The 25,653-nt window shown below is 44.2% G+C and carries 20 protein-coding genes; 12 read left to right on the plus strand and 8 right to left on the minus strand.

Annotation, left to right across the window (positions count from 1 at the left end):
• Window positions 1-2: 2 nt before the first annotated feature.
• Genes ACXAGP_RS08370 through ACXAGP_RS08380 form a run of 3 tightly spaced genes read left to right on the plus strand, consistent with a single transcriptional unit; the run spans window position 3 to window position 8,364 of the window.
• Window positions 3-527 carry a hypothetical protein gene (locus ACXAGP_RS08370; RefSeq protein ID WP_475260734.1) on the plus strand — a complete coding sequence of 175 codons (525 nt, stop codon included), beginning with the start codon at window positions 3-5 and terminating at the stop codon, window positions 525-527.
• On the plus strand, window positions 520-1,221 hold the full coding sequence (locus ACXAGP_RS08375; RefSeq protein WP_475260735.1) for a hypothetical protein: 702 nt from the start codon (window positions 520-522) through the stop codon (window positions 1,219-1,221). Before ACXAGP_RS08370 ends, ACXAGP_RS08375 begins: the two co-directional genes overlap by 8 nt.
• 6 nt (window positions 1,222-1,227) lie before the next feature.
• A complete protein-coding gene (locus ACXAGP_RS08380; protein WP_475260736.1) occupies window positions 1,228-8,364 on the plus strand; it encodes an LPD38 domain-containing protein in 7,137 nt (2,378 codons plus the stop codon).
• Window positions 8,365-8,480: 116 nt separating this feature from the next.
• Here the strand turns inward: ACXAGP_RS08380 and ACXAGP_RS08385 are convergent, their stop codons facing one another.
• From ACXAGP_RS08385 to ACXAGP_RS08395, 3 genes are all read right to left on the minus strand, one after another.
• Window positions 8,481-8,774 (minus strand): hypothetical protein, encoded by a 294-nt coding sequence (locus tag ACXAGP_RS08385; RefSeq protein WP_475260737.1) that lies wholly within the window; start codon window positions 8,772-8,774, stop codon window positions 8,481-8,483.
• Between the two features lie 110 nt (window positions 8,775-8,884).
• The gene (locus tag ACXAGP_RS08390; RefSeq protein ID WP_475260738.1) at window positions 8,885-9,286 is read right to left on the minus strand and encodes a hypothetical protein; all 402 of its coding nucleotides are present in this window, start codon (window positions 9,284-9,286) and stop codon (window positions 8,885-8,887) included.
• A 241-nt stretch (window positions 9,287-9,527) separates the two neighbouring features.
• Window positions 9,528-10,145: an HNH endonuclease family protein gene (locus ACXAGP_RS08395; protein ID WP_475260739.1), complete on the minus strand. Its 618-nt coding sequence runs from the start codon at window positions 10,143-10,145 to the stop codon at window positions 9,528-9,530.
• A 92-nt stretch (window positions 10,146-10,237) separates the two neighbouring features.
• Here ACXAGP_RS08395 and ACXAGP_RS08400 point away from each other — a divergent pair, with 92 nt between their 5' ends.
• On the plus strand, window positions 10,238-10,399 hold the full coding sequence (locus ACXAGP_RS08400) for a hypothetical protein (RefSeq protein ID WP_475260740.1): 162 nt from the start codon (window positions 10,238-10,240) through the stop codon (window positions 10,397-10,399).
• Between the two features lie 2 nt (window positions 10,400-10,401).
• On the opposite strand, the gene ACXAGP_RS08405 is transcribed toward ACXAGP_RS08400, so the two are convergent.
• Window positions 10,402-10,680, minus strand: a complete 279-nt coding sequence (locus ACXAGP_RS08405; RefSeq protein ID WP_475260741.1) for a helix-turn-helix domain-containing protein — start codon at window positions 10,678-10,680, stop codon at window positions 10,402-10,404.
• 525 nt (window positions 10,681-11,205) lie between these two features.
• On the opposite strand from ACXAGP_RS08405, the gene ACXAGP_RS08410 reads away from it, so the two are divergent.
• Window positions 11,206-11,535, plus strand: coding sequence for a hypothetical protein (locus ACXAGP_RS08410; protein ID WP_475260742.1), 330 nt, complete (start codon window positions 11,206-11,208; stop codon window positions 11,533-11,535).
• A 324-nt stretch (window positions 11,536-11,859) separates the two neighbouring features.
• Here the strand turns inward: ACXAGP_RS08410 and ACXAGP_RS08415 are convergent, their stop codons facing one another.
• A complete protein-coding gene (locus ACXAGP_RS08415; protein WP_475260743.1) occupies window positions 11,860-13,200 on the minus strand; it encodes a DEAD/DEAH box helicase in 1,341 nt (446 codons plus the stop codon).
• Window positions 13,201-13,413: 213 nt separating this feature from the next.
• Here ACXAGP_RS08415 and ACXAGP_RS08420 point away from each other — a divergent pair, with 213 nt between their 5' ends.
• The 4 genes from ACXAGP_RS08420 to ACXAGP_RS08435 all read left to right on the plus strand — a co-directional run bounded on the left by ACXAGP_RS08420 (window position 13,414) and on the right by ACXAGP_RS08435 (window position 16,150).
• The gene (locus ACXAGP_RS08420; RefSeq protein ID WP_475260745.1) at window positions 13,414-13,773 is read left to right on the plus strand and encodes an RNA recognition motif domain-containing protein; all 360 of its coding nucleotides are present in this window, start codon (window positions 13,414-13,416) and stop codon (window positions 13,771-13,773) included.
• A complete protein-coding gene (locus ACXAGP_RS08425) occupies window positions 13,763-14,053 on the plus strand; it encodes a VF530 family protein (RefSeq protein ID WP_475260746.1) in 291 nt (96 codons plus the stop codon). Before ACXAGP_RS08420 ends, ACXAGP_RS08425 begins: the two co-directional genes overlap by 11 nt.
• 362 nt (window positions 14,054-14,415) lie before the next feature.
• A complete protein-coding gene (locus ACXAGP_RS08430) occupies window positions 14,416-15,618 on the plus strand; it encodes an HD-GYP domain-containing protein (protein ID WP_475260748.1) in 1,203 nt (400 codons plus the stop codon).
• A 244-nt stretch (window positions 15,619-15,862) separates the two neighbouring features.
• On the plus strand, window positions 15,863-16,150 hold the full coding sequence (locus ACXAGP_RS08435) for a hypothetical protein (protein ID WP_475260750.1): 288 nt from the start codon (window positions 15,863-15,865) through the stop codon (window positions 16,148-16,150).
• A gap of 118 nt (window positions 16,151-16,268) precedes the next feature.
• Here the strand turns inward: ACXAGP_RS08435 and ACXAGP_RS08440 are convergent, their stop codons facing one another.
• The 3 genes from ACXAGP_RS08440 to ACXAGP_RS08450 are packed head-to-tail and all read right to left on the minus strand — an operon-like array spanning window position 16,269 to window position 20,249.
• Window positions 16,269-17,075: an HvfC/BufC family peptide modification chaperone gene (locus ACXAGP_RS08440; protein WP_475260751.1), complete on the minus strand. Its 807-nt coding sequence runs from the start codon at window positions 17,073-17,075 to the stop codon at window positions 16,269-16,271.
• Between the two features lie 7 nt (window positions 17,076-17,082).
• The gene (gene bufB / locus ACXAGP_RS08445) at window positions 17,083-18,027 is read right to left on the minus strand and encodes an MNIO family bufferin maturase (protein ID WP_475260752.1); all 945 of its coding nucleotides are present in this window, start codon (window positions 18,025-18,027) and stop codon (window positions 17,083-17,085) included.
• Window positions 18,027-20,249, minus strand: coding sequence for a ferritin-like domain-containing protein (locus tag ACXAGP_RS08450; RefSeq protein ID WP_475260753.1), 2,223 nt, complete (start codon window positions 20,247-20,249; stop codon window positions 18,027-18,029). The genes bufB and ACXAGP_RS08450 overlap by 1 nt, the downstream gene beginning before the upstream one ends.
• Window positions 20,250-20,633: 384 nt before the next feature.
• Here ACXAGP_RS08450 and ACXAGP_RS08455 point away from each other — a divergent pair, with 384 nt between their 5' ends.
• The 3 genes from ACXAGP_RS08455 (at window position 20,634) to ACXAGP_RS08465 (ending at window position 25,649) form a co-directional block, all read left to right on the plus strand.
• Window positions 20,634-21,860 (plus strand): iron-containing alcohol dehydrogenase, encoded by a 1,227-nt coding sequence (locus ACXAGP_RS08455; protein ID WP_475260754.1) that lies wholly within the window; start codon window positions 20,634-20,636, stop codon window positions 21,858-21,860.
• 77 nt (window positions 21,861-21,937) lie between these two features.
• Window positions 21,938-22,333, plus strand: coding sequence for a SpoIIAA family protein (locus tag ACXAGP_RS08460; protein ID WP_475260755.1), 396 nt, complete (start codon window positions 21,938-21,940; stop codon window positions 22,331-22,333).
• A 91-nt stretch (window positions 22,334-22,424) separates the two neighbouring features.
• Entirely contained in the window at window positions 22,425-25,649 is a 3,225-nt protein-coding gene (locus ACXAGP_RS08465; protein ID WP_475260756.1) for an ATP-binding protein, read from the plus strand.
• Window positions 25,650-25,653 lie beyond the last annotated feature (4 nt).

Raw genomic sequence — 25,653 nt, forward strand, 5'->3', positions numbered from 1 at the left:
TCATGCAAGAAGAAATCAACGCCAACATTAATTCCGAACCTGCCAATGAGCAGGAGCAAGCCCAATACGAAGAAGCGGTTCAGCTCGCCATGAAAACGATTCATGAAGGCAAGTCCGCTGATGCTATTTTCCAGAATGTCGTCAATGCTAAAACGCCAATAGAAGGGATTGCCAAAGCGGCTTTTGTTGTCATTCGGCGAGTTGAGGTATCCCAAAAGGGATTAGATGATGCGGTTAAGCTGGAGCTGGCAGAAGACATCATTGATGAGCTTATTGGGCTAATGATTGATTCTGAACGGTTGAGTCAAGGGGAAGTGGACGAGGCTTTCTATGAAAAGGTCATTGGCAGAACTTATGCCTTGTATCAGGAAGATGCTGAGCAGCGAGGAACGATTGACACCGATGTCGTTGAGGAAGATTTAAAAGCCCTCGGTATATCCCCGGAAAAGCCCCAGGGCATGAATGTGATGTCCAATCAGGAAGTGGAGCGCCGAGGACTAATGAATGTGGGAGGTCATCATGAGTAAAGCTGCTTTATATGCTGGATTAGGTAGAGGCTTGATGGCGCTGGGGCAAGGTGTCGGCAATGCCATTACACAAGAGGCGCTGGAGCGAATGAGACAACAAAGTCTCAATCAGCGCTGGGCAATGCAACAAGCCGAACGAAAAGAAGATAGAGACTTTCAGGCGCGGCAGTTGGACAAGCGTCTTGATGCTCAAAATGATGCAAGAGTAGATGACCAGAACTTCAAAAGGGACTTAGCTACGCAAGAACTTCAAGGTCGTAAGGATCTGGAAAATCTTCGTCATGAAAACAACTTGAAAGAGTTGGCGGCTAAACCGTTAAATAATGTCAATACCCCTGCAAAAGTAGCGGAAGTTAAACACATGGCGAAGGCTATGAATATAAGTGAGGGTGAGGCTTGGAATAGGACTTTGCAGGCCAAAACTGATCCCGAATTTAAGCAGAAAATGCGCTTTGACTATATAAATTCACAAATGGAAGGATTTATCAGCGAAGATCCAAAAGCAAGGGAAAAGCATCAAGAGTTACTTGGTCAAGAGTTTGAGCGATTATTCAATGGGGAAACACCTTCTGCTAATGATACCGAGACTAAAGGTGCAGAGGGAAATGCCCCTCAAGCTGCACTTGATGCCCTTGAGAAAGACCCCTCACGGATGCCTGAATTCGAAGCTAAATACGGCTACAGACCTTGGTAACAAAGCATGAGTAATTATTTTGATAAGTTCGACCAGCCTGAAACACAGAATTTCTTTGACCAGTTCGATCCCATCGAAGAGAGCCCGGTTGGTGCATTTGAAAATGCCTATCAAGGTGGGAAAGGCCTATTACTGAGCGCTGCCAAAGGTCTTACTGGCCTGATGAAAAGCGGCGGTCAGGCAATTGAGCGCCGCCATGGGTTAAACCCTGGTGGTTCAAGTAATCTTAGTGAGCAAGAAGCACAAATTCACGATGAAACAGTTGCCAGAAACGATCTGGCTGTAGCGGCTTTGCGTGGTGCTGCCCAGGAAGGAATCGACAATGCAACTGCAGAGCAGGCAAAGTTTGAGTTTGGGCAAGAGTCCTATGAAGACGTACATGACATTTCCTCCGCTGCTCAATATGTAGGTGAAAGGATTGTTACCTCATTGCCCTACATGGCTGCATCAGTGATCCCCGGTGGTGCTTTGGTCATGGGGGCTGGTTTATCTCAGCAGGCTTATGACGCGCAGCCCGAAGATAAGAAGGATCCTGCACGGGCAGTGGTGTCAGGTTTTGGCCAGTCTTACCTTGAAAAGCTGGGTACGCTTTCATCTGTCGGGAGAATGGCCACGCCCAAGAAAGGGCTTATGAAAATCCCTGCTGCTGCTATGGGGGAAGGGCTGACAGAAACCGGTCAAGAGGTGCTGTCTCGTTGGGGCGCAGGAAATGACCTTGACGATGCTAATACGTATCGTGATCTTGATGAGGCTTTTGTGGGCGGCGCAGCGGTCGGTGGCACAGTAAGAGGTGTTACCGCTGGGGTTGATAAAGTCGCTGATGGTTTGTTTAGCAATGCCTTTGACAAGTTAACAGGGCAAGCTGATGCAAGACGTCAGCAAGTAGCCGAACAGGGCGGAGATGCCCTTGAACAAACACTAGCCGCATCTGAAGAGTACACCCAGCTTGGCGAAGCGGTTAAAACACTAAATGCCCTGAATACTATCGCCGGACAAACTGCGCAGGACTGGCAACCAAATTGGGTAATGCCGGATGAGGCGCAACAACCTGTTATTCAAGATGGTGAGTTTCTCGGCCCGGAGGTAAATAGCGTTCCGCTTGGGCAACAATTGGAGTTTGACCCGGCCATCAACTCACTTGAGCCAGATCCATTCCCCCAAATTGGCAATACGATCCATGCGCCGGACATGCGTGAGTCACAGGCTGATATCGAGCAGGAGCCCGCACAAGCTATACCCGAAGGTGTGCGCGTAAAGCCTAACAATGAGCCATATCAAACTGAAAAGTCGATGCTCATCAGCAAGTCCTATCGAGACGCACTAAACAACGGATTGAACCCGCAAGCGATTGAAGTGCCTGGGGGGTACGGTTTTACAACAAGTTCAATAGTGGATAATGCGGCTGATCCATCTGTGCCAGTTCAACAGGAAGTAAAACCGCAAGAAATTGAAACTCCAGAAAGCTCGATGTTCGATGTTAGTGAAGCGATTAATGCACCGGTTATCGGAACGGCACAAACCGAAATTCTTGAGCGGCCAGATTCAACCAGAGTTGATTTAATTGAATCGGAAGGAACTCTGACTAATCTGCAACAGTATGACAATCTCTGGGAAAGAGTAGAAAAAGGTGATGAAGCACTTTCGGTCAATGAACTACGAACTCAGTTTGAGTTGCTTAAGTCTCAAGAAAACCAGGTAAAGGAAGAGCTCAGCAAGCTAACTAAAGACGAATTGATTCGGAAGTATTATAACGGTTACCGCGACAATACTATGCGCAAGAGTGACCTTGTAGAAGCGTCTTATGACGACATCATGAAAAGCTACAGGTATCTCGCAACCAAAAACGATTTTATTACGGAAACCATCGATCCGTTTGCTAAGCGGGATCCGGCTATGCGTTTCTCTTCGGTTGAGCGAGATTTAAATAGTCTGACAGATGAGTCCTTACAGGATGTTATTCAGACCAGAAAAGCAAAAAATGATGAAGCCTTAGCAAAACGTGATCAAAAAATCGAAGGAATGAAGTCTCCCAAAACACTTGAGGACTTCAGAAACGCTACCCGATACGGGCTTTCGTCAAAGTTCACCAATGATCAGTGGTTGGAGTACGACCGACTTCATGCTAATGACCGGCTCGAAAAGCTGACACAGCGCAACACCAGGAAAGTTGAGGCTTTTGATGGGGATGCGAAATACACCCTAAACCAAACTACTCATTCTCAAAAAGGGCATGAGTTATTTATTGTTTCCTTAGATGAACGTTTGGACAGGGAACAGTATCGAGAATTAAACACTAAGGCAAAAGCACTCGGTGGTTATTATTCTTCGTACAGCAAACAGGGTGCAATTCCTGGGTTCCAGTTTAAGACGGAAGAGTCTCGACAAGAATTCCTCAAAGTGATTAACGGAGACGATGTAGAGAAAACGAAAGAGCGTAAAGATAAAACCGACACATTGATTGAAGTGGCGGATAGATTGGAAGCCAAGGCCAATGAATCGCTTAATCAAGATCGGAAAACCAATACTGCACGACGAGCAGGTATGGCGGCTGGTGCTATTGCGAATGCAGAAAATGACCTTCATGTTGCAAGTGAGCTTAAAACTATTGCCACCGCAATCAAAGACGGAAAAACCAAATACCTGTCAAACCTCAAAACCAAAACTGAGCGCGACCTCATAGCCAGTCTCTGGAACGATTTATTTTATAAAGCAAAAAGAGACAAAGGGACACGTGAAAATCTTATTGAAGAAGATGGTCGTGGCGATTGGGGTAAAAACTACAAATGGAAGGCAGATGTCTCAACATCGGATAAAGTGCGCCTCGCTGAATACCCGCTAACATCTATGAGTGAACATCAGCTTTCTGAAATATCAAAAGGAATGTTAAACACCAAGGGTTATGCCCTGGCAGGCAAAGCATTTGCTAAGCTGGCTGACAAAGCTGCAAATTCGAAGCAAAAAGTTTATGTCAAAGATAATAAGTATTTTGACAAAATGATTGAATTTGTCCGGCGCCACAGTGATAGAGAATACATTCAGGAAGTTGCCAAGGATTTCCAACGACTGCAAAGAATGGGGATAGAATCGCTCCCCATGCTTCGCGCTGCCCTTGCTGAGTATGACCAGATCAAGTCTACGGTAAAGGTAGAAAAAACCAACAACGCGACAACAGAAAAGCTTAAATATGCTGAACTAATGGGCAAGCACAAGGATAGTGATTTTTTCAACTCCACGAAAGTGGTTGTGGATCAGGTTCTAGAATACGCGAACCTCGATAAAGGCATGAAAGTACTTGAACCCAGCGCTGGTGTTGGCCACTTGGCAGATGGTGCAGCAAGTGTTGTGGGAAAATCTAATGTAGATACCGGCGAACTAAAACATGAGCTTCAGGGCTTTTTGAAGGATAAGGGCTACAACGTATCGGGTGGTGACTTTTTGGAAAGAGCCCCTGAGCCCATTTATGATTCAGTAATAATGAATCCGCCTTTCTCAAAGGATCAAGAAATCACTCATGTAGAACACGCTTATAAATTTCTGAAGCCCGGTGGCAGATTGGTTGCTGTCACTTCTAACATGGCAGGGCAACGCTCTAATCGTCGAAATCAAGACTTTAGGAATTGGCTGGACGAATTAGGGGCTGAAGAGGTGAACTTACCAGAAGGTGCGTTTAAGGACGCTATTAACCCGACATCTGTTAACGCCAAAATAATCATTATTGATAAACCCACCGAATCGCCTCTCTTCAACAAGACCGACAAAAAGGTTTTAGGTAAAGGTGTTCCACTTGAAAAAGCACAGCAGATGCATGATGATTTCATCAAACAGTTTAAAGGCTTGGATGATGGAATTTATCAAGCGGTTGTTACGAATAAGAACCCCTCAGACTTCTTCGGAGAGAAAGCGGCCGATCTCAATCGCAGTATCAAAGGAGGATTCGACCCCGGTAGAAACCGTGGATATTTCTTCGCTCAAAATCACAAAAGTGAAGCTGACCTCAGAGCCACAATAAACGAAGAGTTGCTTGTTCATAAAGGGCTGGGTATTTACTCAGAGTCCGAAGTAAACGAATTACTCTCGTCTATCAGTGATACGCGTAACTCTAAAAGCAAAAAAATCCAATCTATCTGGGACAATATCGACCGCAACTATGATGGTGAAACCGACCTTGTAAAAGCGGAAGAGTTTCTTGGTAAAGTTTCTCATGAGCAGTTGAACGTACCTGATAAGTATTTCAGAAAAGTGGTATCTACCATCCAGTCTATTCTCCAGAAACTCGGTATTGTCAAAGACTCAATTACTTATTCCCAGATGCGCAATGAGGTTTACAAAATAGCTGATGCGCTTAAGCGGGGCGAAACCGCGAGAAGGGATTTAAGCGGCACCTCAAGACAAAACCATGTTTTTCTGAGAACAGAGCATGGCAAAAAAATACAGCTCAATGATGAGGGGAGATTCGAGCGCTACCAGCGGAAATTTCAGGACCGCTTCAATCGTGTAAAGGCCACTCAAAAAGCGGTTGAAGAGGCAGGCGGAGATATCAATAACGATACTGATACTTACCTGGCGGAAGAACTCTACTACGGTAAAACGGAAGAAGATCTGCGGGTTATCGAAGATGAGTTTTTCAAGCCTCTTGAGAAGAAGCTGGCAGAAAGTGACATTGAGCGTGAAGAGTTGGATTTATTCTTGTATGCCAAACATGCTGAGGAGCGAAACAAGCACATAGCCTCGAAGCGAGAAGATATGCCGGACGGTGGTTCAGGCATGAAAACTGCAGAGGCAAATCGAATCCTTGCGCAGTTCGAGTCCGAGGGAAAAGCCGCAAAACTGGAAGAAGTAGCAGAGCTTGTCTACAGCATGACCAATCGCCGTCAGAATCTTTTGAAAGAAGCCGGTTTGAGCAATGACATCAAGGACTTTGACGGGGTAGAGGATTCCAACTTTGAATACTATGTTCCGCTAAAAGGCTTTGCTCATGATCCAGAGGGGGAGCAGAAAGCCCGAACTGGTCAAGGTTTTAGTATTCGTGGGCGTGAAGATATGCGCGCAATGGGTCGCCGCACAATGGCTGAATCACCAACGCTTCACGCAATGCAGGATTTGTCTGCCTCTGCTATACGAGCCAGAAAAAATGAGGTCGGTCAAACATTCCTCAAAATGGTAGAGGAGAACCCAGAACCGGCAATGTGGCAGGTGTTTACCGACAAAAGTCCAGACACCCAGAAAGTGGAAGTTGATGGAAAGATAGTAGACAGGCCGGTTAGCATGAAGCGCCACCAGGATTACTTCGCTGTGAAGCGTGGCGGAACTCAACACTATATTAAAATTTCTGATACTCGCTTGCGCGAAGCCTTGCAGAATACCGGTGCGGAAGCGCAGCAGTCTATGATTAACGGCATTGGTAAATACACCCGCTGGTTGGCTAAGGTAAATACAAGCCTTAATCCGGTATTTATGGCAACTAACTTTGTGCGAGACTTGCAAACGGCTTACCTCAACGCCAAAGCAGAGCAAAGCATTGAAGGTGGAAAAATTAAGGGTGCCGATATTGCAGGCAAGATGGTAAAGGGAACACCTGCAGCCATTCTCACTGTCAGAGATTTTTACCGGGACGGGAAATTGAGAACTGATGCCGAAAAAGAAAGAATGCGGTATTTCAAAGAATTCCTCGCAGATGGTGCAAAGACCGGATATTTTGACAGTAAAACCGTTGAGCAAATAGCCAAAGAGATGGCGAACAACCTGGACATTGAAAAGGGCTCCCTAAAAGGCAAAGCGCTTAAAGTCAGGAAAAATATCAGTGATTTCATTGAACACTACAATACAGCGGTAGAGAACGGTGTCAGATTATCAGCCTATATCGAAGCCAGAAAATCAGGCGTTGACCGCAAGCAGGCATCATCATTTGCCAAAAACCTTACTGTTAACTTTAATCGCAAGGGGGAACTAAGTAACGGTCTAAACTCGCTGTTTATGTTCTTCAATGCCTCTGTACAGGGTACGGCTAACTTTTCCAGGACTATGGTTACCCCGAAATCGGGAGATATTTCCGATTGGAAAAGCCTTAATAGACTGCGAGAGGCGGGGCTTAGTGATGCGCAGAAAGTGGCGGGTGGTATTATGGGATCAGCGTTTGCGTTGGCCCTGTTAAATCGGGAAGCTGCCGGAGAAGATGAAGACGGCGTAAACTATTATGACAAGGTGCCCTCCTATGTTCGTGAGCGCAACCTGGTAGTGATGAAGTCATTACTTGGTATTGGCGAGCCAGGAGAGTATTTTACGTTTCCTCTTCCTTATGGTTACAACATCTTCTATAACATGGGTGATGCCGCAGAAGCTTTTGCGCAAAGTGATTTTAACAAGCGTAAGGCCGCTATCCCCATAGAGTTTGTTAAAGCTCTGGCAACCTCGTTTACACCCTTTGGAGTCCACGGAAGTGATAGTGTTTTTGACTCTGCGCTGTTTGCCGCTTCTCCCTCAGTGTTATTACCCATAGCTGAAATAGCGACAAACACCAATCACTTTGGTGGTCGTATATATCGTGAAAACTATGATCATGGCCCACAAAAAGCCGAAGCTAATCTTGCAATGCGCTCTACCAAAGAACCATACAAACACCTTGCAAGCTGGCTGAATGAATTTACAGGCGGCAGTGAGTACCAGGAAGGGTTAATAAACATTAGTCCTGATAAGCTAGAACACATGATGGAGTTTGGACTTGGTGGCCTTTACCGTACTGGTGACAGAACCATTGATACCATAACCAAGAGAATTCAGGGTAGTGAAGTTGAGGCCTCAGAACATCCTCTCAGAAGGGTTGTGGAAGGCGAGGTGAAGCACTACGAAGATGTGCAGCAATTCTACGAAGCTCGTCAGGAAATAATCGACATTAACGCAGAATTAAAGACTCTGAGGGGGGAAGAGCGGAAAGCATTCCTGAAAGAATTTAATCCTAAGCGAATGTTAAGAACAAAAATGGAGAGGATTTACGACCGCCTCCGCACTCTCAACAAAAGGCGAGATCGAATTGAAAGTGACGATACACTGAGTGAGGCTGAAAAGGAAAAAAGGCTCGACGCAATAGAGGAGAAAAAAGCGTCACTGGTCATGCAGTTCAATAAACGCTGGTATCAGGTGGAATAAAGAAGGTTCCATACAAGGTGGTAGAGCAGTGGAAAAGAACCGAGCGCTATAAGCACTATCCACCCGTAGGCATACCACCAGTCCTGAAACTTATCCCAGCTTGTCGATTTTCTCATTCAGTTACCCTTAAACAGATTAACGACATTGTTCGCTGTAGGCGGCTCATAGTTTGGGTCGCGCACAAAAAGGGGTAAGTCGTTCAACTCAACGAGCCACGGTTTACCGTCTTTAAGCACACCTTTAACTTTATTTCCTACACAATATCCAACGAGACTACTATTTTTACCAGTTTCAATCCAGTCAAACATTCCGGCGCTTTCTAATTTGTACGCGCCGCCGCCTTTGAAGCAGGCAAAGAAACTGTTTTCGGTTTGGGTAGCCAATGCTTCTTCAAGTTCAATAAACCCCATCCAGTAGAAATGCTCCCAATTTGATTTATTGAGTTGTACAGCGCAAGTCTCCCTGGAATGCTGAGAGTGTATTTTGTGACTTGCTGAGTAGGCGAGGCGGTATTGGTACACTACACTTCGGCTTCTTTACTGTCACCTGATGATTTACTTTCGGGATGAGCTTCTATCTCGTCCACCATTGTTCTGGTTGGCCTAATTGACAATGCCCGTTGAATAGCCCGAAAGTGCTCAATATTGCTGTCGCTAACACTTCTTAGATATGCCAATTGTGTTTCGTCAGTGTTTCTATTAAGAGTTTTCAATTTTTCTATCTGTGCTTCAATAAGTTCAACTTCGGAAAGCTCTGAAGGTGATACTGACGATTCTCTTTTGTCTGATATATCACTATCTTCTATTTTGCGGGCGCTTTGGTGTTGTTCCAGCGTTTTAGAGAAAATGAACTTGTCATAAAAATAGAATACTAGGCCACCTAACCCTACCGAAGTAAAGAAAATAAAATATTCAATTGCCATAAGTTTCTAACTTTTCCTCGTAATAGGCTAGACGTTCTGTATATGCAAACCCAAGAAACCCAAAAAGCACTATCAAAAAAATCAAGGCTCCGATAGCTGCCGATGAAACAGGCTCTGTACGAAAAATGAACTGTACAATTGCTGCGACTGAAAATCCAGCGCTTATTGTTCTAAATAGCTCGTACAAGCATTTCATTAGGTTTTGCCTTTTCCTTATCTGCAGCCGATCCATTTACCTTCCTTATCTCTCAAACGAACAGCTGCTCAATGTATCCAGAATAAAATCATGCTCCTTCTTATCCATAGATAACCCCCATTCAGCCTTAATGCCTGTCCATGTTATCACGTAGGCACAGTGAAATTGTTCATTGGGTGGCATCCACTCAGCAGGGTCTTTAAAGCCTTTGCTGGCATTAGTGCCGCCGCGAACCGCGATAAGATGGCCGTAATTAGTCATGTCGTTGGCAAACTTAACTCGCTGTGCTTTGGTCCAATCTTTGGCTCCAGATTGCCACGCTTCTTTTAAAGGAACGATGTGGTCTATCTGGAGAACGGCATATTTAGAGCCCGGACGATTAGGGTAGGTGAAATTTTTTCCGGTAAATGGGTCATACCAGAAACCACTCACAACCTTATCACCATCATAGGTTACCGGTATTAGAGATTCCTGTTCTAATACTTCCTGCCTGGTACTAAAGCCATCGTTATCCTCATCGGTCCAATCCCCAAAATGTGAATCTCTGTCGTAATCATCACCGACTATCTCATCTTTAATCGTTATCTTGGCCAGCAAGTCCTCGATTGAGGCATTGGCAACCGCTGGAAGTGCCAGCAATGATAGTAAAGCTAAACGTTTCATATCCATGTCCTGTGTTGACTTTATGCGATAAGTAGGTAAAAAATAGCGTCAAGAAGTACACTTATCAAGCAAATAAGAAAGGATATCTTTAAATGAAATACTTAGTTTACTTTGTATCCGTTGTGACTGTATGTTTTATGTTGGCTGGAGAGCGGCCCACTGGACCAAGACCTGATAGTCATGACACTGCCACAAAGCCGAGAGGAACGGATTGGAATGCTATAGGGACTCGTCCTAAGCCGGGTGAATGGTAACGCTAAAACCCAAAATAATGATTAATAGATGCCTTGAAAGAGGCTTGGGTTTGCGGCTTGGCCTTATGCCGTGTTTCTCCCCACCAGGCAAAGACTGTTTTCAGCTTTAAAAAATCAACATGGCTCGCATACGCATTTTCTATCGCGCTGATATCTGACCGGTCCCATCCCAAATAATCCGCTAGTTCTTGTTGAGTTAGGTTGTTATCCTTTCTCAGAGAGCCTAATGCACTACAGATAGCAATTAACTTTTTGTCAGTTGTTTTCAATCCTCTTGGCATACTTCACCTCTTGCCAGCCTGCGTGAAAAATACACAATCCGGTCAGATGCAACAATTAGACATTGGGTTGAGAAAAGAAAGGATCGGGTAAGAAAAATTAATGGTTAAAGTAGACTATTAAGCGTCCCAATATACAGTAGTTTGAATTTCCAAGTTATTGATTTGCCTATTCTTTATTTTCCCGAAATGCGCAAGTTTCCATAAATTTTCAAACAGGAAATACCGCAGTAAAGTATTGTTTTATATAGATGTTTCGATAATTTAAGCCGTTATCTTGACATGGTAGAGGTCCCCTGTTCGAGTCAGGGTAGACGCACCAATATTTTTCTTTTGCATTTCTTGTTTTTGAACATCTATAACATCATTTAAATCGGCTTTGACCCCAATTATTCCGCTATAATTTCTTTCGTTTCAAGCGTCACAATGTGTGTAACATCAAGAAGTCTTGAGAACGTTTCCGGCAGTGGGGACACCTCAGGGTCAGAGCCCTTTTAAATTATTAAAATCATATAACAAGGAAATTTAATGAAAAAACTAAATTTGACAGCACTGTTTTTATTGTTTTTTTCAGGCTTTACTCATGCAGATGTGGGGTGCTCCGGGACAATTCAAGATATATACAAATGGGATACATTTCAGACATTTTCAATTCGCTTAAAGTTGCCTGATGGCAATACCAGTAATTGGTTAAGTTTACCGACAAATTCCGACGAATCAATGGCGTTGTTAGCTTTTGCTAGTAATAGAAATGTTTATCTTTATTATGTTGGTGAACAAATTACTACTTGCTTTGGCGAGGGTAACTGGGGGCAAAATGCACGTTTGACAGGATACTTTTTGTTAAAGGCTGACTAGCCAAATAAAACTAAATGAGGTCAGCGTTAAATTAAATGCCGTTAAAATCTTTTACCCATTCTTTTAGCGCTGCAAAAAATTCTTTGCATTATAAAGAACAATAATAAAAAGGCCCGAATCGATTGATTTCGGGCCTCTTTGGGATTTGGAAATAAAAATAAATGGGGTCAAAAATAAATGGGGTCAAAGTCAAATTAAATGCCGTTAAGCTCTTTTATCCATTCTTTTAGCGCTGCAAAAAATTCTTTGAATTGAAAATAGTAAAAAGGCCCGAATCGATTGATTTTAGGGCCTCTTGGGGATTTGAAGTTATAAGACTTATTTTTATCGAGCTTGCGAGGGACTGGTTCGATTGTCCTGTTTCGGCTTTTTCTGCCACGGACTGTTATTGCCCTGTTTATTTCCACCGGTTTCAGTCTTAGCCTTATTCGGGCGGCGGCGTTTTCTCGCTGAAGGTGAGGCTTTAGCTGCCTGATTGCCATTTTTCCCATTAGGTTTGGTATTTTTCGAAGGACTGGCAGGTAACGCTTGGCCGGGCTCGAAGCCTTCTATCACTTGCTTCGGTATTCTTAGTTTAATGAAGCGCTCAATGGCGTGCAGTTGGTCGTTTTCAGCATGGCACACGAAAGAGATAGCGCGACCGTTTTTACCGGCGCGTCCGGTTCTGCCAATGCGGTGCACATAGTCTTCACAGACATTAGGTAGGTCGTAATTAACCACGTGAGGTAACTCAGCGATATCAATACCTCGGGCGGCGATATCGGTGGCCACCAAGACTTGTATTTTGTTGTCTTTAAACTGGGCCAGCGCTTTGGTTCTTGCGCCCTGGCTCTTGTTACCGTGGATAGCCGCTGCTGGAATGCCTTTTTTCACCAGATCAGTGGTCAGGCGGTTAGCACCGTGCTTGGTACGGCAGAATACCAGCACCTGAAACCAGTTTTCACTTTTTACCAAGTGTACCAATAACCGTGTTTTTTTGTTTTTGTCCACCGGGTGAACACATTGTTCGATTCTGTCTACAGTAGAGTTTTCTGCCGCGACAGACACTTCAACGGGGTTATTCACCAGGCGTTTTGCCAGCTCTCGGATTTCTTTGGAAAAGGTGGCTGAAAACAACAGGTTTTGACGTTTCTTAGGCAGTAACGCCAGTATCTTTTTAATATCGTGAATGAAACCCATATCCAGCATGCGGTCCGCTTCATCTAACACCAGGGTTTCTAGTTGTTGAAACTTGATGGCATTTTGTTGATAAAGGTCCAGTAAACGGCCCGGTGTTGCGATAAGCACGTCTGTACCTTTGCGCAACTTCATCATTTGCGGATTAATTTTAACGCCGCCGAACACGACGTTGTAGTTCAAGTCCAGTTGCTTACCGTATTTCATGACATTGTCGGCAACCTGGGCGGCGAGCTCGCGCGTTGGTGTAAGTACCAAGGCTCTCACCTGATTGTGGCTGGCACGCTTTTTACTGCGGGATAAATTGTGCAATAAAGGCAAGGTAAATGCCGCCGTTTTTCCCGTTCCGGTTTGAGCCGCTGCCATCACATCTTTGCCTTCCAATACCGCAGGAATAGCCTGTTGCTGAATTTCTGAAGGCGTTTTATAACCGTGTTGCTTGAGAGCTGAGAGGAGCGGGGGGCAAAGTGCCAGTGAATCAAATGTCATTATATAAGTATCTAACCAAGGTAAATGAACCAAAATTGTTTTGGTACCGTCGCAACGTGCGAAGGGCCGGGGAGAATACAGGAGTCAGCACATAAAAGCGAATTATTGTTTAATATTTCGGCAAATAATTGCATGGGCTGCAAGTATTGCTCTCACTAACCAACGACAAAACTGCTATCATTGGTCATTGTGTTCGTTATCCGGAATTAAAGCGTGAGTATATTGATACGTAATTTGCCAAAAACTTTTACAGAGGCTGAGTTAGAAGCTCTGTTCACGCCCTATGGTGAGATTAGCAAGTGTGACCTGGTCATGGATAAGGTGACTGGCCAAACCAAAGGCTTTGGCTTTGTTGAGATGGCAGATGCTGACGCAACGGATAAAGCGATAGCAGCGCTTAATGCCACTGAGATAGATGGCCAACGCATCCGTGTTAAATGGTCGAATCAGGAAAAGAAAAATGCAACAGAAGGTCAAGAAGAACCAGCTGAAAACACGGTGGTAAAAGATTACAGCAGTGTTTGGGAAAATGCCAAAAGCAGAGTGAATATTGAGGATAACAATGAGCAGTAATGACCCGTTACATGGGGTTACGCTAAAGATGATGTTAGAAGAGTTGCATCAGTCTTTGGGCTGGGATGGCTTAAGTGCTCGCATCAATATTAATTGTTTTAAAAGTAATCCCAGTATCAAGTCCAGTCTTACCTTTTTGCGCCGTACGCCTTGGGCGCGAGAAAAGGTGGAAAGCCTGTATCTCAAAAGCAAAGGTGCGAAAACGAAGCAGAGCAAATCCTCACATCACACCGCGACGGCAGATCCTTGGGCGAAAGCCAAACAAGCCATCACTAAATAAAACAAGTGCTGATTGTCTAATCAGTGTTGCGGCATCCATTACTACAACGGCCGCTTTAGTGGTGATTATTTCTGATTTTATGAAGATTGATGAATTTCCCTGAAACCAACAATCGTACTGAGCATCAGTATTTTAGGTGAGCATCTTGCAAATTAATCGCCGGATTGCTTGATGAATTATCTAAGTCATTGAATTAAAGCATTAAATCTTATTTGAAATGTGTGTTTTTATCTGCATTTTTTCATGATGTTTCATGTGTCTCCAGTCATTTAAGATCATCTTTTTTTTCCCCGATTTTGGCCCGTTGACTGACTGATTAGCTGTCCCATAATGCCTTGAAAAGCCATCAAGGATTTTGGGTTATGTCACATTTTCAGAAAGTCAGCATAGATGATCTACAAACCGGTATGTTTGTAGAGGCTGTTGTTCGCCAAACTGGCAATCTGAAAATAACCAGTCAGGGCACCATCAAAAGTGCCAGTGTTGTACAGTGGCTCAAAGACAAAGGCATTTTGGAAGTGGTGGTTGATACCAGCAAATGTATTCGCCAAAACAATTCCTATGTAGCCAATGATGAGGTGGAAGATTCAGAGCCTCAAACAGCTTCAAATGGTCCTGTCGATTTCAAACTAGAAATCAAACGGGCATCATCTTTATATAAAAACGCCAAAAATATTCAAAAACGTCTTTTCTCTGCAATCGATAAAGGCCTTGAATACAACCTCAACGCTACCCAGAAAATTGTATCTGCTGTCAGCGACTCACTTGATCGCAATGCTAACGCTTTATTGTGCATGACTCAGATGCGAGAAAAGGGCAGTTATTTATATGAGCACTCCGTAAATTGTGGGGTGTTGATGGCGGCTTTTGCCAAAGCAATGGGCTTTGATTCAAAACTTGTTCAGGACCTTACACTAGCCGGTTTATTGCACGATGTTGGTATGGTGAAAATTCCCTCTAAGATCATAAACAAAGAAGGCAAGTTAAGCGCGGCAGAGCAAAAAGTGGTGCAGCAGCACGTTAAAGTTTCAGTCGCTTTATTGTGCCCGTTTAAAGAAGTCAACGAAACGGTGCTTGATACCATACGATCTCACCATGAACGCATGGATGGTTCAGGTTATCCCCTGGGGTTACATGGCGAAAAAATCAATTTATACAGTCGCATGCTAGCGATTGTTGATGCTTATGATGCTATGGTTTCTGAGCGTGCTCATAAGAGGCCCATTCTGGCCGCCAACGCCTTAAAATTGTTGCTTAAGTACTCTGAGTCTAAGTATGACAGGGAATTAGTGTGCAAGTTTATTAAGTGCATAGGTGTTTACCCTATAGGTTCACTGGTAAAATTAAAAAGTGAAAAAATTGCGGTAATCACGGACCTCAATAGTGATATGGTTTTCAGACCCAAAGTCACGGCTTTTTACTCTACGCGTTCCAACCATTTTTTGGCCAAAAAATATATTGATCTTGGTTTACATCGTTCCGAAGAAATTTCAGAGCCCACCTCTGCTCGAACTTATCGCATTGATTACGAAAGATTTTTTGTAGAGCAGCTGCAAGCAGTCTAATTTAACAGGTAAGTTTTCAATACAAATAAAAATCATTGATGTTGTTGCCCAACCATAACTGGGTCCTTGTGAAACAAAATATCCATGTCCTGAGTACAAATTGTTACGCAATATTTATTCTTTAAAATCAAATAAATATCTCATGTACAGGCTTTAAAAAGTACAGTTATCCCTAATTGCTAGTGCAATCCTTAACAAAGCGAGCTAATATTGGTGCTCGTAAGTTGTAGCGGGGGCGAAAGTTATGGCAGTCATGGATGAAACAAAACAAGATGAAGTGCTCTATCGCGAATATATTAAAACCCTATCTGTTGGCACTGCGCTAAACAATTACCTTAAAGCACTTTTCTATGAGCCACTCAGCCTTGTACACGTAGGCTTCGTGTTGCTGATCAAAACTCCATTAATGTTATCAGTGCCAGGCAAAGTTGCCTTATCATGGCAAGTCTACTGTATGGGGGTTAAAGCGCTCCCAATGAGTTATTCGGTAGCAAGAAAAGAGCTATTTCTGAAACTTTTTAAACGCTGGTAACTCGCTTTCTGTAATCCAGCGACTATCGCTTCATATATAGTGGTTCAAGAGTCACTTTAATAGAAAATAAAGGACTCATTGTCTTCCTGAAGTAATTGCTCAGTTTTATTGGTAGCCGCTATTTTGCAATAAAAAAGCCTGATTTTAACCAGCGCACTTTTACTTCACTTTGCCACGATTGATAAACTTTGCCGTAAGGTTCTCCGGTCAATCGACTGATATGCTTTAAGGAGTCTGATATTGAACTTGATTCCTGAAACTTTTGCAGAAATTCAAAATGGACTTGGGTAAGCGGATAAGTTGTTACATAGAAGTCTTTCCGCACAAGTACAACCCAGGAGTGTTCTTTAGCCGGAAAAGCACAATCAGGGGCTTGTTTGCAGTTGTGATAGTACCAACCTACCGGATATTGGTAATGGGCTAATGCCAGGCAGGGTTGCAAAATCAGCTTTTCGTCTGGTGTATCTTCTGCTGGCCAGTCTTTTCCTTCATGTCCGGGGGCGTCAAATAAGCTAAAGTGCAACTGTTCATATCTGGCCAGTTCCACCATAAAGTCAATCCAGCTTTCCTTTTCCGTTTGCTCCTTATCTGGTCGATTCGCTTCCAGAAACAATGAAAAGCGTTTTCCTAAATCGTAAAGCGTGTAGCTATTGGAGGGGTACTCTTTTAAAAACAGTTGGGCGAATTGCTGGAACAATGATTCACCTAATGCGGTATTGAGGGCTGGAAATTGCTCAGCAAGACATTTTGTTAATCGGGTAATGTAACCATTTTGATAAATACCCAAACATTGAGCCGGGCTTAAATTGGCCCCTGAGGCTATTAGACGTTCTGTTTCACCAGGAGAATTGGCATCTGGATGAATGAGTGCTTTTAGCATCCACTGCTGTAACGCAGAATTCACTGTGGAGTTATTTGAGTTCACATCCTACCTATGAAGCTTCGTAGTGACTTTGTGTTCTGATTTCCTCTACCAGAAAATCCACTGGGTTGGAGAGAGCACTCTCGGACACTGAGCTGGTATCAGACAAGCAATCTTCTCTGATCTCGCCTTGCATGAAGGCTTTCGCTTTGTTGATTTCATTATGCACAACCTCAAACCCGGGCACATCGCCATCCCATTCTAAGAGGGTAGAGGTCCCTTGTGTTTGTTGCCATGCGTAACGAAACAATTCCCAAACCTGAGCTGAAACCGGTTTGTCGTGTGTATCTATGATATGCGTACCACAGTGTTGGTGACCTGCAAGGTGGAGTTGCACAACACGTTCAAATGGAAAAGCGGATAAGTATTCTAGTGCTGAGTTTCCGGCATTAAAACAACTTACGTAAACGTTATTCACATCCAGAAGTAATCCGCATCCCGTTTGCTCGGTTAGCGCCCGTAAAAAGTCCGGCTCACTCATCGTCGAATCTTTGAAGCGCAAATAGGTGCTTGGGTTTTCAAGGATTAGCGGTCTTTCAAGCATATCCTGCACCTGCAAAACTCTTTGAGTAATATATTTGAGGGAGTCTTCATTTAACGGCACTGGTAAAAGGTCATGGCTGTTAATGCCTAGCGTGCCAGTCCAGCACAAATGGTCACTGACCCAAACGGCATTGACCTCATTAGCTAGTTTTTTTAACTTTTTCAGATAAGTCAGATTTAATGGATCGCTGCTACCGATAGACATGGATACGCCGTGCAGTACCACCGGGTACCGTTCGGCAATTTGCTTGAGCACATATCCGGGACGTCCACCAGAATCCATGAAGTTTTCTGAAATCGCTTCAAACCAGTCCACATCTGGCCAATGCTGAGTTATGTGGTTGAAGTGACTGGAGCGCAGGCCTACGCCCAGCCCCAGTTTTGGTAAATGCTCAACGGTCGCGCCTTTCACTAAGCGCAACTCCCCGCACCACTCATACCACTCGCGCCACAGGCGGTCATACCTGCACCGTCGTTGTCATACTCTATCCAACCTATGGTTGGCCCTTGGGCAAATAGGTTTGGATTACTGTATGGGCCTTTTACCTTTGGTAGTTCAGCGGGTAAATCTGGGTTTTGTGCCCTTAAATCTGGCCACACTTTTTCTTTAAACACTTCGCGTGCTTGCATCCAAACACTTTTACCGCGATTGTCACCGTCAGTGAGAAAGCGCTCTGCATTAATTGGCGTTGCGCAGGAGCCTTGCGATTGGCAATCGTTGTGTCCTGGTTCTGCCAATTCTGCTTCAGTTCCATATAAGCCGCAGCCCCCTTGATTGCGACAATCATTTTTCACGTGACAAGTGTGATCATAGCTGTTGCCTTCAAAGGGATTGGCCGGGTTATAGGCTTGTGCCGTTGAGCAATAACCTTGCCCTGCACAGTCGTTGCTTAGCGTTCTACCCTGATTTTTACAACTGTTAAGGCCCATGCAAGCATGCCTTACGGCACCTTCAGGTAGCTCTGCGCTACTTGGTGGGTTTTGCGGCCACAATGGCGTTCCGGCGAAGGGGCCTGCGTACACCATAGGGGTGGCAGGCGATGGTGTATCAGCGTTGCTGCCAAGTCCTTGTAAATCATCTGGCGTGGAGAGATAAATCGGCTCTTCAGTGCAGCCTGTTGCGCGCCAGTATTGGCTCACATCTGGTAAGTTGAGTATATCATTGAGGTAACTTTCGATGTCACTATTCATCCAGCTGGCTTTAGTATCACTGGCATTCCAATAAACCTGTTGAAAGTTAATGACCATTTGGCACATAGTGCCATAAGCCTCATCCCTTGCACCCAAGTCAATATTGGAGAAGGTTGGGCAAAGACTGTATTTGCCGTCTTCTGAAGAAACTTCGCGCATCGCCTGAAACAGTTTATCCATCACCCAAATCATGGATTGGTGCATGGTGCGGTAAAAGTATATCTTTTGTTTTTGAGCTGGTATTTTATAAATGGTTTCAGTCATGACCAGCATGTATTGAAACAGGGCATCGGCAATATTGACGAGATCTTGTCGGCCTTCACCACCGAACTGTTTAACCTTCGGATTAACAGGGGTAGAGTAGACGAACTTAGCAAGGTCTTTTGCACTAAATTGTTCCGCCGGTTGATTGGGTGCCTCAGGCGAGGGAGCCACATTGTTAAATCCAAGCTTCCCCATCTCTTTATACACATCGGTGTAGCCTTCCAACTGACTTAACAAGGTCAAAAATTTATAATAATGAGAAAGCTCTTCGCCACTGTCATCATCATATTTACTTTGGGCAAAGCCTTCTCCCTGAAAGCAAATAGTCGTGATTGCCTGGATAGCGGTTTTCTTATCGATTATTTGCATTAATTGGGTTTGACCCACATGGCTGTCTTCGTCACTGCCATAACCTGCTACGGCTGCCGCAGAACCCGGTTGCTCTGCGGGAATGGGGTTTTGATAATTAAAACCGCTTTTGGCGTAAACCGTATCAATGTTATTTGGAGAATATTCTCCTGAGGATAGTTGCTGACCGTTATTATTGGCTTTATTGAAATCGTTGTCTGAAATCCAGTTTGATTCAATGAGACAGCGTACATAGGAATAGATCTGACCTATGGTATCCCAGTCATCACTTTCAGGCATAGCATCGGCGGTTTCAGGGTACTCAATGGCTAAAAAGTGACTCAGTTGATCAAAGGAAAAACCCGCAAGAGGAATAGGTTGATTGCGGCTATTATCTTTTGGGTTATCTGCCTGATTTGCTCTGTGGCCGGGTAGTGCCGCGGGATAACTATCAGGCGCATGCTTGTATAGTAGTGGTGGCTCATTACTCACAGCGAACAGGACGTTGCAGGCCAGTGACATGTGCAGCATTTCTTCCACGGCGACACTCATGATCAAGGCACCAGCCTCATTAGCGTAGCGGCTTAAATCCGTTTTGGGAAAGGCATGGGGTAATCCTGGATTGTCTTTCCCGGGAGTGCGATTGATTGTGTAATAAGCACCCAGGTAAATGGGGATAGTAGCGAGTTCGACTTCTGCGGCGGTTTGCAGTGTTTGTTGCAAAATTTTCAGAGCCTTACCGCCACCGTAGGTTTGTTCATCTTTGTTGATTTTATCTATCGTGGCGATTTCATTTGGGGTTAACGCGGGAACCTTATATTGCACTTTCATCAGGGATTTCCTTTTGGCAGAAGTCTTACCGTGGAATGTTAGCTATGGAGCGTTCATTGCCACAATTACACTAGATTACACTGCACGGCTAACGACTGCGGCTCAGTGTGACATTGAAGGTAATAAAAATGCTTATGTTCCGCAGTGAAGAAAATTACCTTCGGGTAAAAGCTAGGTAAGAAAATTTAAATCGTCAAATGAAAACATGAAAAATAATTTGCGCATTTTGAAAAGAAGGAACTCGGTAAACAGGATGTCTTAACCGAACTCTGGATACGTATTCATGGTTTGATACAGCAGTTTTAAACAATAGTTTGAAAATTGTTGTTTCAAGCATTGTCCAGGGAATGCAATGTCTGCTAACTTAAGCGCTATATAACCACAATGAAGCGATTAATCATGCCTTTTGCCCTACGCGTTGTACTCTACAAGTTTGTCATGGTGATGTTAAAACTTGTCACTGTCTTTATCCCAGCCCCGAAACCTACGATTTATTCTGGTTCGGGCTCTTCATTAAAGTTGTGTGAATCCCTTAAATTTATGGGCGTCACGCGAATATTGATTGTCACTGATGAAATGCTGTCCAAGATGGGCTTACTGGATGCGGTCAAAAAGCAGCTAGAAGAGCTCAATATTGGTTATGTGGTTTTTGATAAAGTGGTACCGGATCCGGGCTATCAAATTGTGGAGGATGGTGTCACGCTGGGACAGGATGAGCATTGTGATGCAGTCTTGGGCTTTGGTGGAGGCTCGTCTTTAGATGCCGCCAAAGTGATAGCGGCCAGAATGACTAACGCGGTAAGTATAAAAAAATTGGTAGGCGTACTAAAAGTCAAAAATCCCCCGGTTCCTATTTTTACGATTCCCACCACGGCTGGAACGGGATCTGAAACCACGATTGCTGCGGTGGTATCGGATCCAGATACCAATCAAAAAACACCGGTAATCGATCCAAAGTTAGTGCCCGTAGCAGCTTCACTGGATCCTGATCTAATGACAGGGTTACCACCGCACATAACCGCGGCTACTGGGATGGACGCACTTACCCATGCAATTGAATCCTACATTTCTCGACACGCTGCACCAGATACGGATGTTTATGCATTGAGTGCGGTAAAAATGATCATGAAGTATTTGCCTGTAGCATACGAAGATGGTGCAAACCTTGAAGCTCGAGAGGCAATGGCGCTGGCTTCATTTTATGCGGGGGCGGCATTTACCAAAGCCAATCTAGGTTATGTTCATGCTATCGCCCATCAATTTGGCGCTTTTTATCACACTCCACACGGCCTTGCTAATGCGATTGTATTACCGAAAGTACTCGATTACTCCTTACCTGCGGCGAGCGAGCGTTTAGCCCAGTTAGCCAAAGCGACTGGTTTGGGCAGTGATTCAGACAACGAGCAAGCGTTGGCACGCAAGTTTGTAGATTCAGTGAAAGAACTTAATCAGAAAATTGGTATTCCGGTTACCCTTGATAAACTCAAGCAAGAGGATATTCCGGCTATTGCAAAAGGCGCTTTGAAAGAGGCTCACTATCTTTACCCCGTACCAAGATATATGAACTTTAACCAGTGTACACAGATGGTGTCTAAAATGTTGCAGCAATAAGTTTAAGCTATTTGCATTATTTGATATAAAGCCTCGCTAATTGAGGCTTTTTTTATGGCGAAGAAAACGATTTGGGCATGGCACATGGAAAATCCAAGGTAACGTTGAATGGCGATATTATCGAGGTTAAGCTTTCAGGAACTTTTAATAAGGAAGGTATCCTCAAGTATTGTGAGCAAGTAAAGTCGCTGGTGATTTCCTTAAAGGATAAGCCTTTTGCGATGCTGGTTGACGATACCAAGGTAGAAGGTGGCACGCCCGAGGCGTATGAAGTGTTACAACAATACAACTTGTGGCTGAGCGGCCAGCCGATAATTGCCAAAGCCATTGTAATAGATGATGTCGTCACGGAGTCTATACTCAAACAACGTACGCCGGAATTAGCGAAACAAAACACCCGTTATTTTAACCATATCGAAGAAGCCAGAGATTGGTTGATAAACTCTCTTAACCTGATTCGAAAACCCATTTAGACTAAAGAATGAGGGGACTGAGGTTTATCAGGCGGGATGCATTGTGTTATTTTGCTAACGAGAGCTTAATGGACACCGAGTATTCCTGGCCGTGAAAAGAAATTCCACCATTAACCACACTATTGTTTTCTGCTTCGGCACACTGCTGGCGGCAATCGCCAACTATTTTCCTATCGATTTTTTCACTGGCTCTCAGCTTATTCTCGGCAATATTATTGTGGTTGCACTAACCCTGTTATTAGGTCTGCGTTATGGCCTGCTGGCTTGTATTATATCAGGGGCCGTTACCTGGCTTAACTGGCAACACTTCTATGTTTTATTGCCCTTTATCGGTGAAGTTTGCATTACGGCCTGGGCCAGGGAGAAAAACAAAAACGCCTTTCTGTACGGTATCCGATACTGGTTATCCATTGGCTGGGTGATTGTCGCCATACAGTATTTTAGTTTTAGCGATTATTTCGCCATCACTAAATTCGCCATCACGGTTAAGTATGTGGTTAATGGCGTAGTGAATGTCATGTTTGGTTATATCCTGGCTTACTTATGCCGCCCCTATATCGTTAGCAGCTGGCGAGAAACAATCAACTTTAGTCGCATTATCGCCATTGCAATATTCATATCTCTAACTAGTGGCTTGCTGCTCAATACGTTTTATTGGTTAAAGCGTTATCAGTCAGAATCATTGACTTTCTTACAAGAAGAGCTGCGCCTGGAAAGTGAGATCGCTGCTTCGGATCTACAAGATTATCTCAATGAACATGTTAAAGCCTTGCAACTGGCGGCAAAGTTTAATCATAACGATAACAGCCAATGGTTTTCATCTTTGAACCATCTCGGTGTGAATTACCCAGATATCCTGACGTTATTGGCAACTGATGCACAAGGCGATATTAAAGCGACTTATCCCGAATCGTTGATGGCAACGGTGTCTAAAAATGATGAAGCGTTTAGTGTCGCTGACCGACCATATTTTTATGAAGTGAAACGAACAAATCAACCCTATGTGTCGGATGTGTTTCAAGGGCGGGGGTTTGGGAATGATCCTATTGTCGCGTTATCGGTGCCTAAATCAGATGACTCTGGGTTTGTGGGTATAGCTGAAGCATCTCTAAATTTAAACCGCTTTGCCAGTTTAGACAGAAAGAAAATGAATTCGGAGCAGGAACTACTTATTCTGGATGGCAGGTCACGGGTGATTTTTGCCTCTGACAAAGAGCAGTATCCCTTTCTAAAAAATGTTGCGGGTTCTGCTATTCTGGACTTTCTTGAAAACCGTCCATTTTATTCCTTCGTCAATGAAAATGGTGCCTATCAATTGGCGGAGAGCAGTCTGGTAGAAGGTGCTGGATGGCGAGTGATCAGCATTTTGCCTCGCAGTCATTACGATCAAAAGATCGCGATGGATTTGGTGTGGTCTTTGTCTATCTTAGCCCTGGTATTGCTATTGTGTTTCTGGGGGGTGGAAAAACTCGCGCGATTAATCAGTCAACCTATTGTTGGCTTTTCGCGTGCGCTGGCAAAGATCAGTGACTCGGGCGATTTTCAAAGTCTGAAGGACATAAAGACCAGCTCTAACGTCGAAGAGTTCCAGCGAATTGTGCCAATCGTCAGACGATTTGCCATTAAATTGCAAAACAGTTTAGAGGAATTGGAAACCGTCAGCAAAAAAGCGGTATTGGCTAACAAGGAACTTGAGGAGCTTAATCGCAGCCTTGAGGATGTGGTTTTTGAACAAACCAGCGAACTTAAAATCGCTTTAAAAGAAGCGCAACAAGCAAATAAAACCAAGTCTGAGTTTCTCGCCACCATGAGTCATGAGATTCGAACACCGATGAATGGCGTGCTGGGCATGCTGGAATTATTAGAGCTCACCCCACTGAATCAAGAGCAAATAAGCAGGTTGAGAGTGGCGCGCTCAAGCGCGGAATCACTAATTAGTTTGATTAACGATATCCTAGACTTTTCCAAGGTGGATGCCGGTAAAATAGAATTCGAAAACATTGAGTTTGATATGGTGAAGCTGCTCAGTGATGTCACCGAAGCAATGGCCGTTACTGCCGTCAATAAGAACAATCAATTGGCAATGGCTGCTCACCAATTAAAACACGATTGGGTTGTCGGTGATCCCGGCAGGATACGGCAGGTGTTAACCAATATTTTAGGCAATGCCAATAAATTCACAGACGACGGTGACGTTTACGTTATTGCGAGCAGTGAAGCAGTCGATGGCAATGCCATGTTTACAATTACTATACAAGATAGTGGCATAGGGATCCCCGAAGACAAATTGAAAACGCTTTTTGACCCTTTCACACAGGCCGATGCCAGTACCACGCGCAAATTTGGCGGAACAGGCCTTGGGTTGTCTATTTCCAAAAAGTTGTGCCAGATGATGGGCGGAGACATCCGCGTAGAAAGCGAAATTGGCAAAGGCAGTAGGTTTATCATTGATATGCCCTTATCAATGGCAAAATCACCTGAAGAAGGATTGGACTTATCGTTACTTTATGAGCGAGTCATTTATCTTCACGATAAAGTCAAAACCCCATTTTTACTGGAGTATATAAGTTCTCTCAATGGCAAAGTTTTAGCGGCAAAACCAGCCATGCTGGAAAAAGCACTGGCAAAAGTCAGAGAGCTTGCACAGAGTGATTCTGGTCTGCTGATCCTGGTAGATGAAATGGCCATAACCGAGCAAACGGTTGACATACTCAAAACCGCAAATGATAGTGGTGATCAAGTAGTATTGCTCAGTTCTATTGCCGCGACCAAGTCTTCCAGAGCGGCACTGCCATTCGAAGTAGACAGGTGTGTTAAACCTATAACCCCCATCAATTTTAAAAATGCTGTCTTGGGTATAGAAAGCATTCTTGCTGACGATGCCCCCGGTATTAGCCAGCAGATTGATATATCCGATAAACGAGCATTATTGGTGGAGGATAACCCCATCAATCAAGACATAGCCATTTATATGCTGCAGGAGCTTAATCAGTCTGTGGAAGTTGCCAACAATGGCCTTGAGGCTATAGAAAAACTGAGTAACTCTGCAGTGCGCTACGACTACGTATTAATGGATTGTCAAATGCCGGTAATGGATGGCTTTGAAGCTACGCGGAAGATAAGAGAAGGCGAGGCAGGGGAGCGCTATCTTGATGTGCCTATCATTGCCTTAACCGCAAATGCCATGAAGGGAGATAAAGAGAAATGTCTCGCTGCGGGAATGACGGACTATCTGTCAAAACCTATCTCACTGGATGCCTTAAAAGCCAAAATCTGGACGGTAGCAGAGCACGCTGAAGTTTGGGATGAATTTTGAGTTG

It is taken from the genome of Planctobacterium sp. AWM4_229, from assembly GCF_056160305.1.

Bases quoted from the DNA above. Each gene is read 5' to 3' on its own strand.
- ACXAGP_RS08425 (WP_475260746.1), top strand. From the start codon at position 13,763: ATGAGCAGTAATGACCCGTTACATGGGGTTACGCTAAAGATGATGTTA.
- ACXAGP_RS08390 (WP_475260738.1), bottom strand. From the start codon at position 9,286: ATGGCAATTGAATATTTTATTTTCTTTACTTCGGTAGGGTTAGGTGGC.
- ACXAGP_RS08385 (WP_475260737.1), bottom strand. From the start codon at position 8,774: ATGGGGTTTATTGAACTTGAAGAAGCATTGGCTACCCAAACCGAAAAC.
- ACXAGP_RS08410 (WP_475260742.1), top strand. From the start codon at position 11,206: ATGAAAAAACTAAATTTGACAGCACTGTTTTTATTGTTTTTTTCAGGC.
- ACXAGP_RS08400 (WP_475260740.1), top strand. From the start codon at position 10,238: ATGAAATACTTAGTTTACTTTGTATCCGTTGTGACTGTATGTTTTATG.
- ACXAGP_RS08450 (WP_475260753.1), bottom strand. From the start codon at position 20,249: ATGAAAGTGCAATATAAGGTTCCCGCGTTAACCCCAAATGAAATCGCC.
- ACXAGP_RS08370 (WP_475260734.1), top strand. From the start codon at position 3: ATGCAAGAAGAAATCAACGCCAACATTAATTCCGAACCTGCCAATGAG.
- ACXAGP_RS08395 (WP_475260739.1), bottom strand. From the start codon at position 10,145: ATGAAACGTTTAGCTTTACTATCATTGCTGGCACTTCCAGCGGTTGCC.
- ACXAGP_RS08460 (WP_475260755.1), top strand. From the start codon at position 21,938: ATGGCACATGGAAAATCCAAGGTAACGTTGAATGGCGATATTATCGAG.
- ACXAGP_RS08430 (WP_475260748.1), top strand. From the start codon at position 14,416: ATGTCACATTTTCAGAAAGTCAGCATAGATGATCTACAAACCGGTATG.
- ACXAGP_RS08375 (WP_475260735.1), top strand. From the start codon at position 520: ATGAGTAAAGCTGCTTTATATGCTGGATTAGGTAGAGGCTTGATGGCG.
- ACXAGP_RS08405 (WP_475260741.1), bottom strand. From the start codon at position 10,680: ATGCCAAGAGGATTGAAAACAACTGACAAAAAGTTAATTGCTATCTGT.
- ACXAGP_RS08415 (WP_475260743.1), bottom strand. From the start codon at position 13,200: ATGACATTTGATTCACTGGCACTTTGCCCCCCGCTCCTCTCAGCTCTC.
- ACXAGP_RS08380 (WP_475260736.1), top strand. From the start codon at position 1,228: ATGAGTAATTATTTTGATAAGTTCGACCAGCCTGAAACACAGAATTTC.
- ACXAGP_RS08435 (WP_475260750.1), top strand. From the start codon at position 15,863: ATGGCAGTCATGGATGAAACAAAACAAGATGAAGTGCTCTATCGCGAA.
- ACXAGP_RS08455 (WP_475260754.1), top strand. From the start codon at position 20,634: ATGAAGCGATTAATCATGCCTTTTGCCCTACGCGTTGTACTCTACAAG.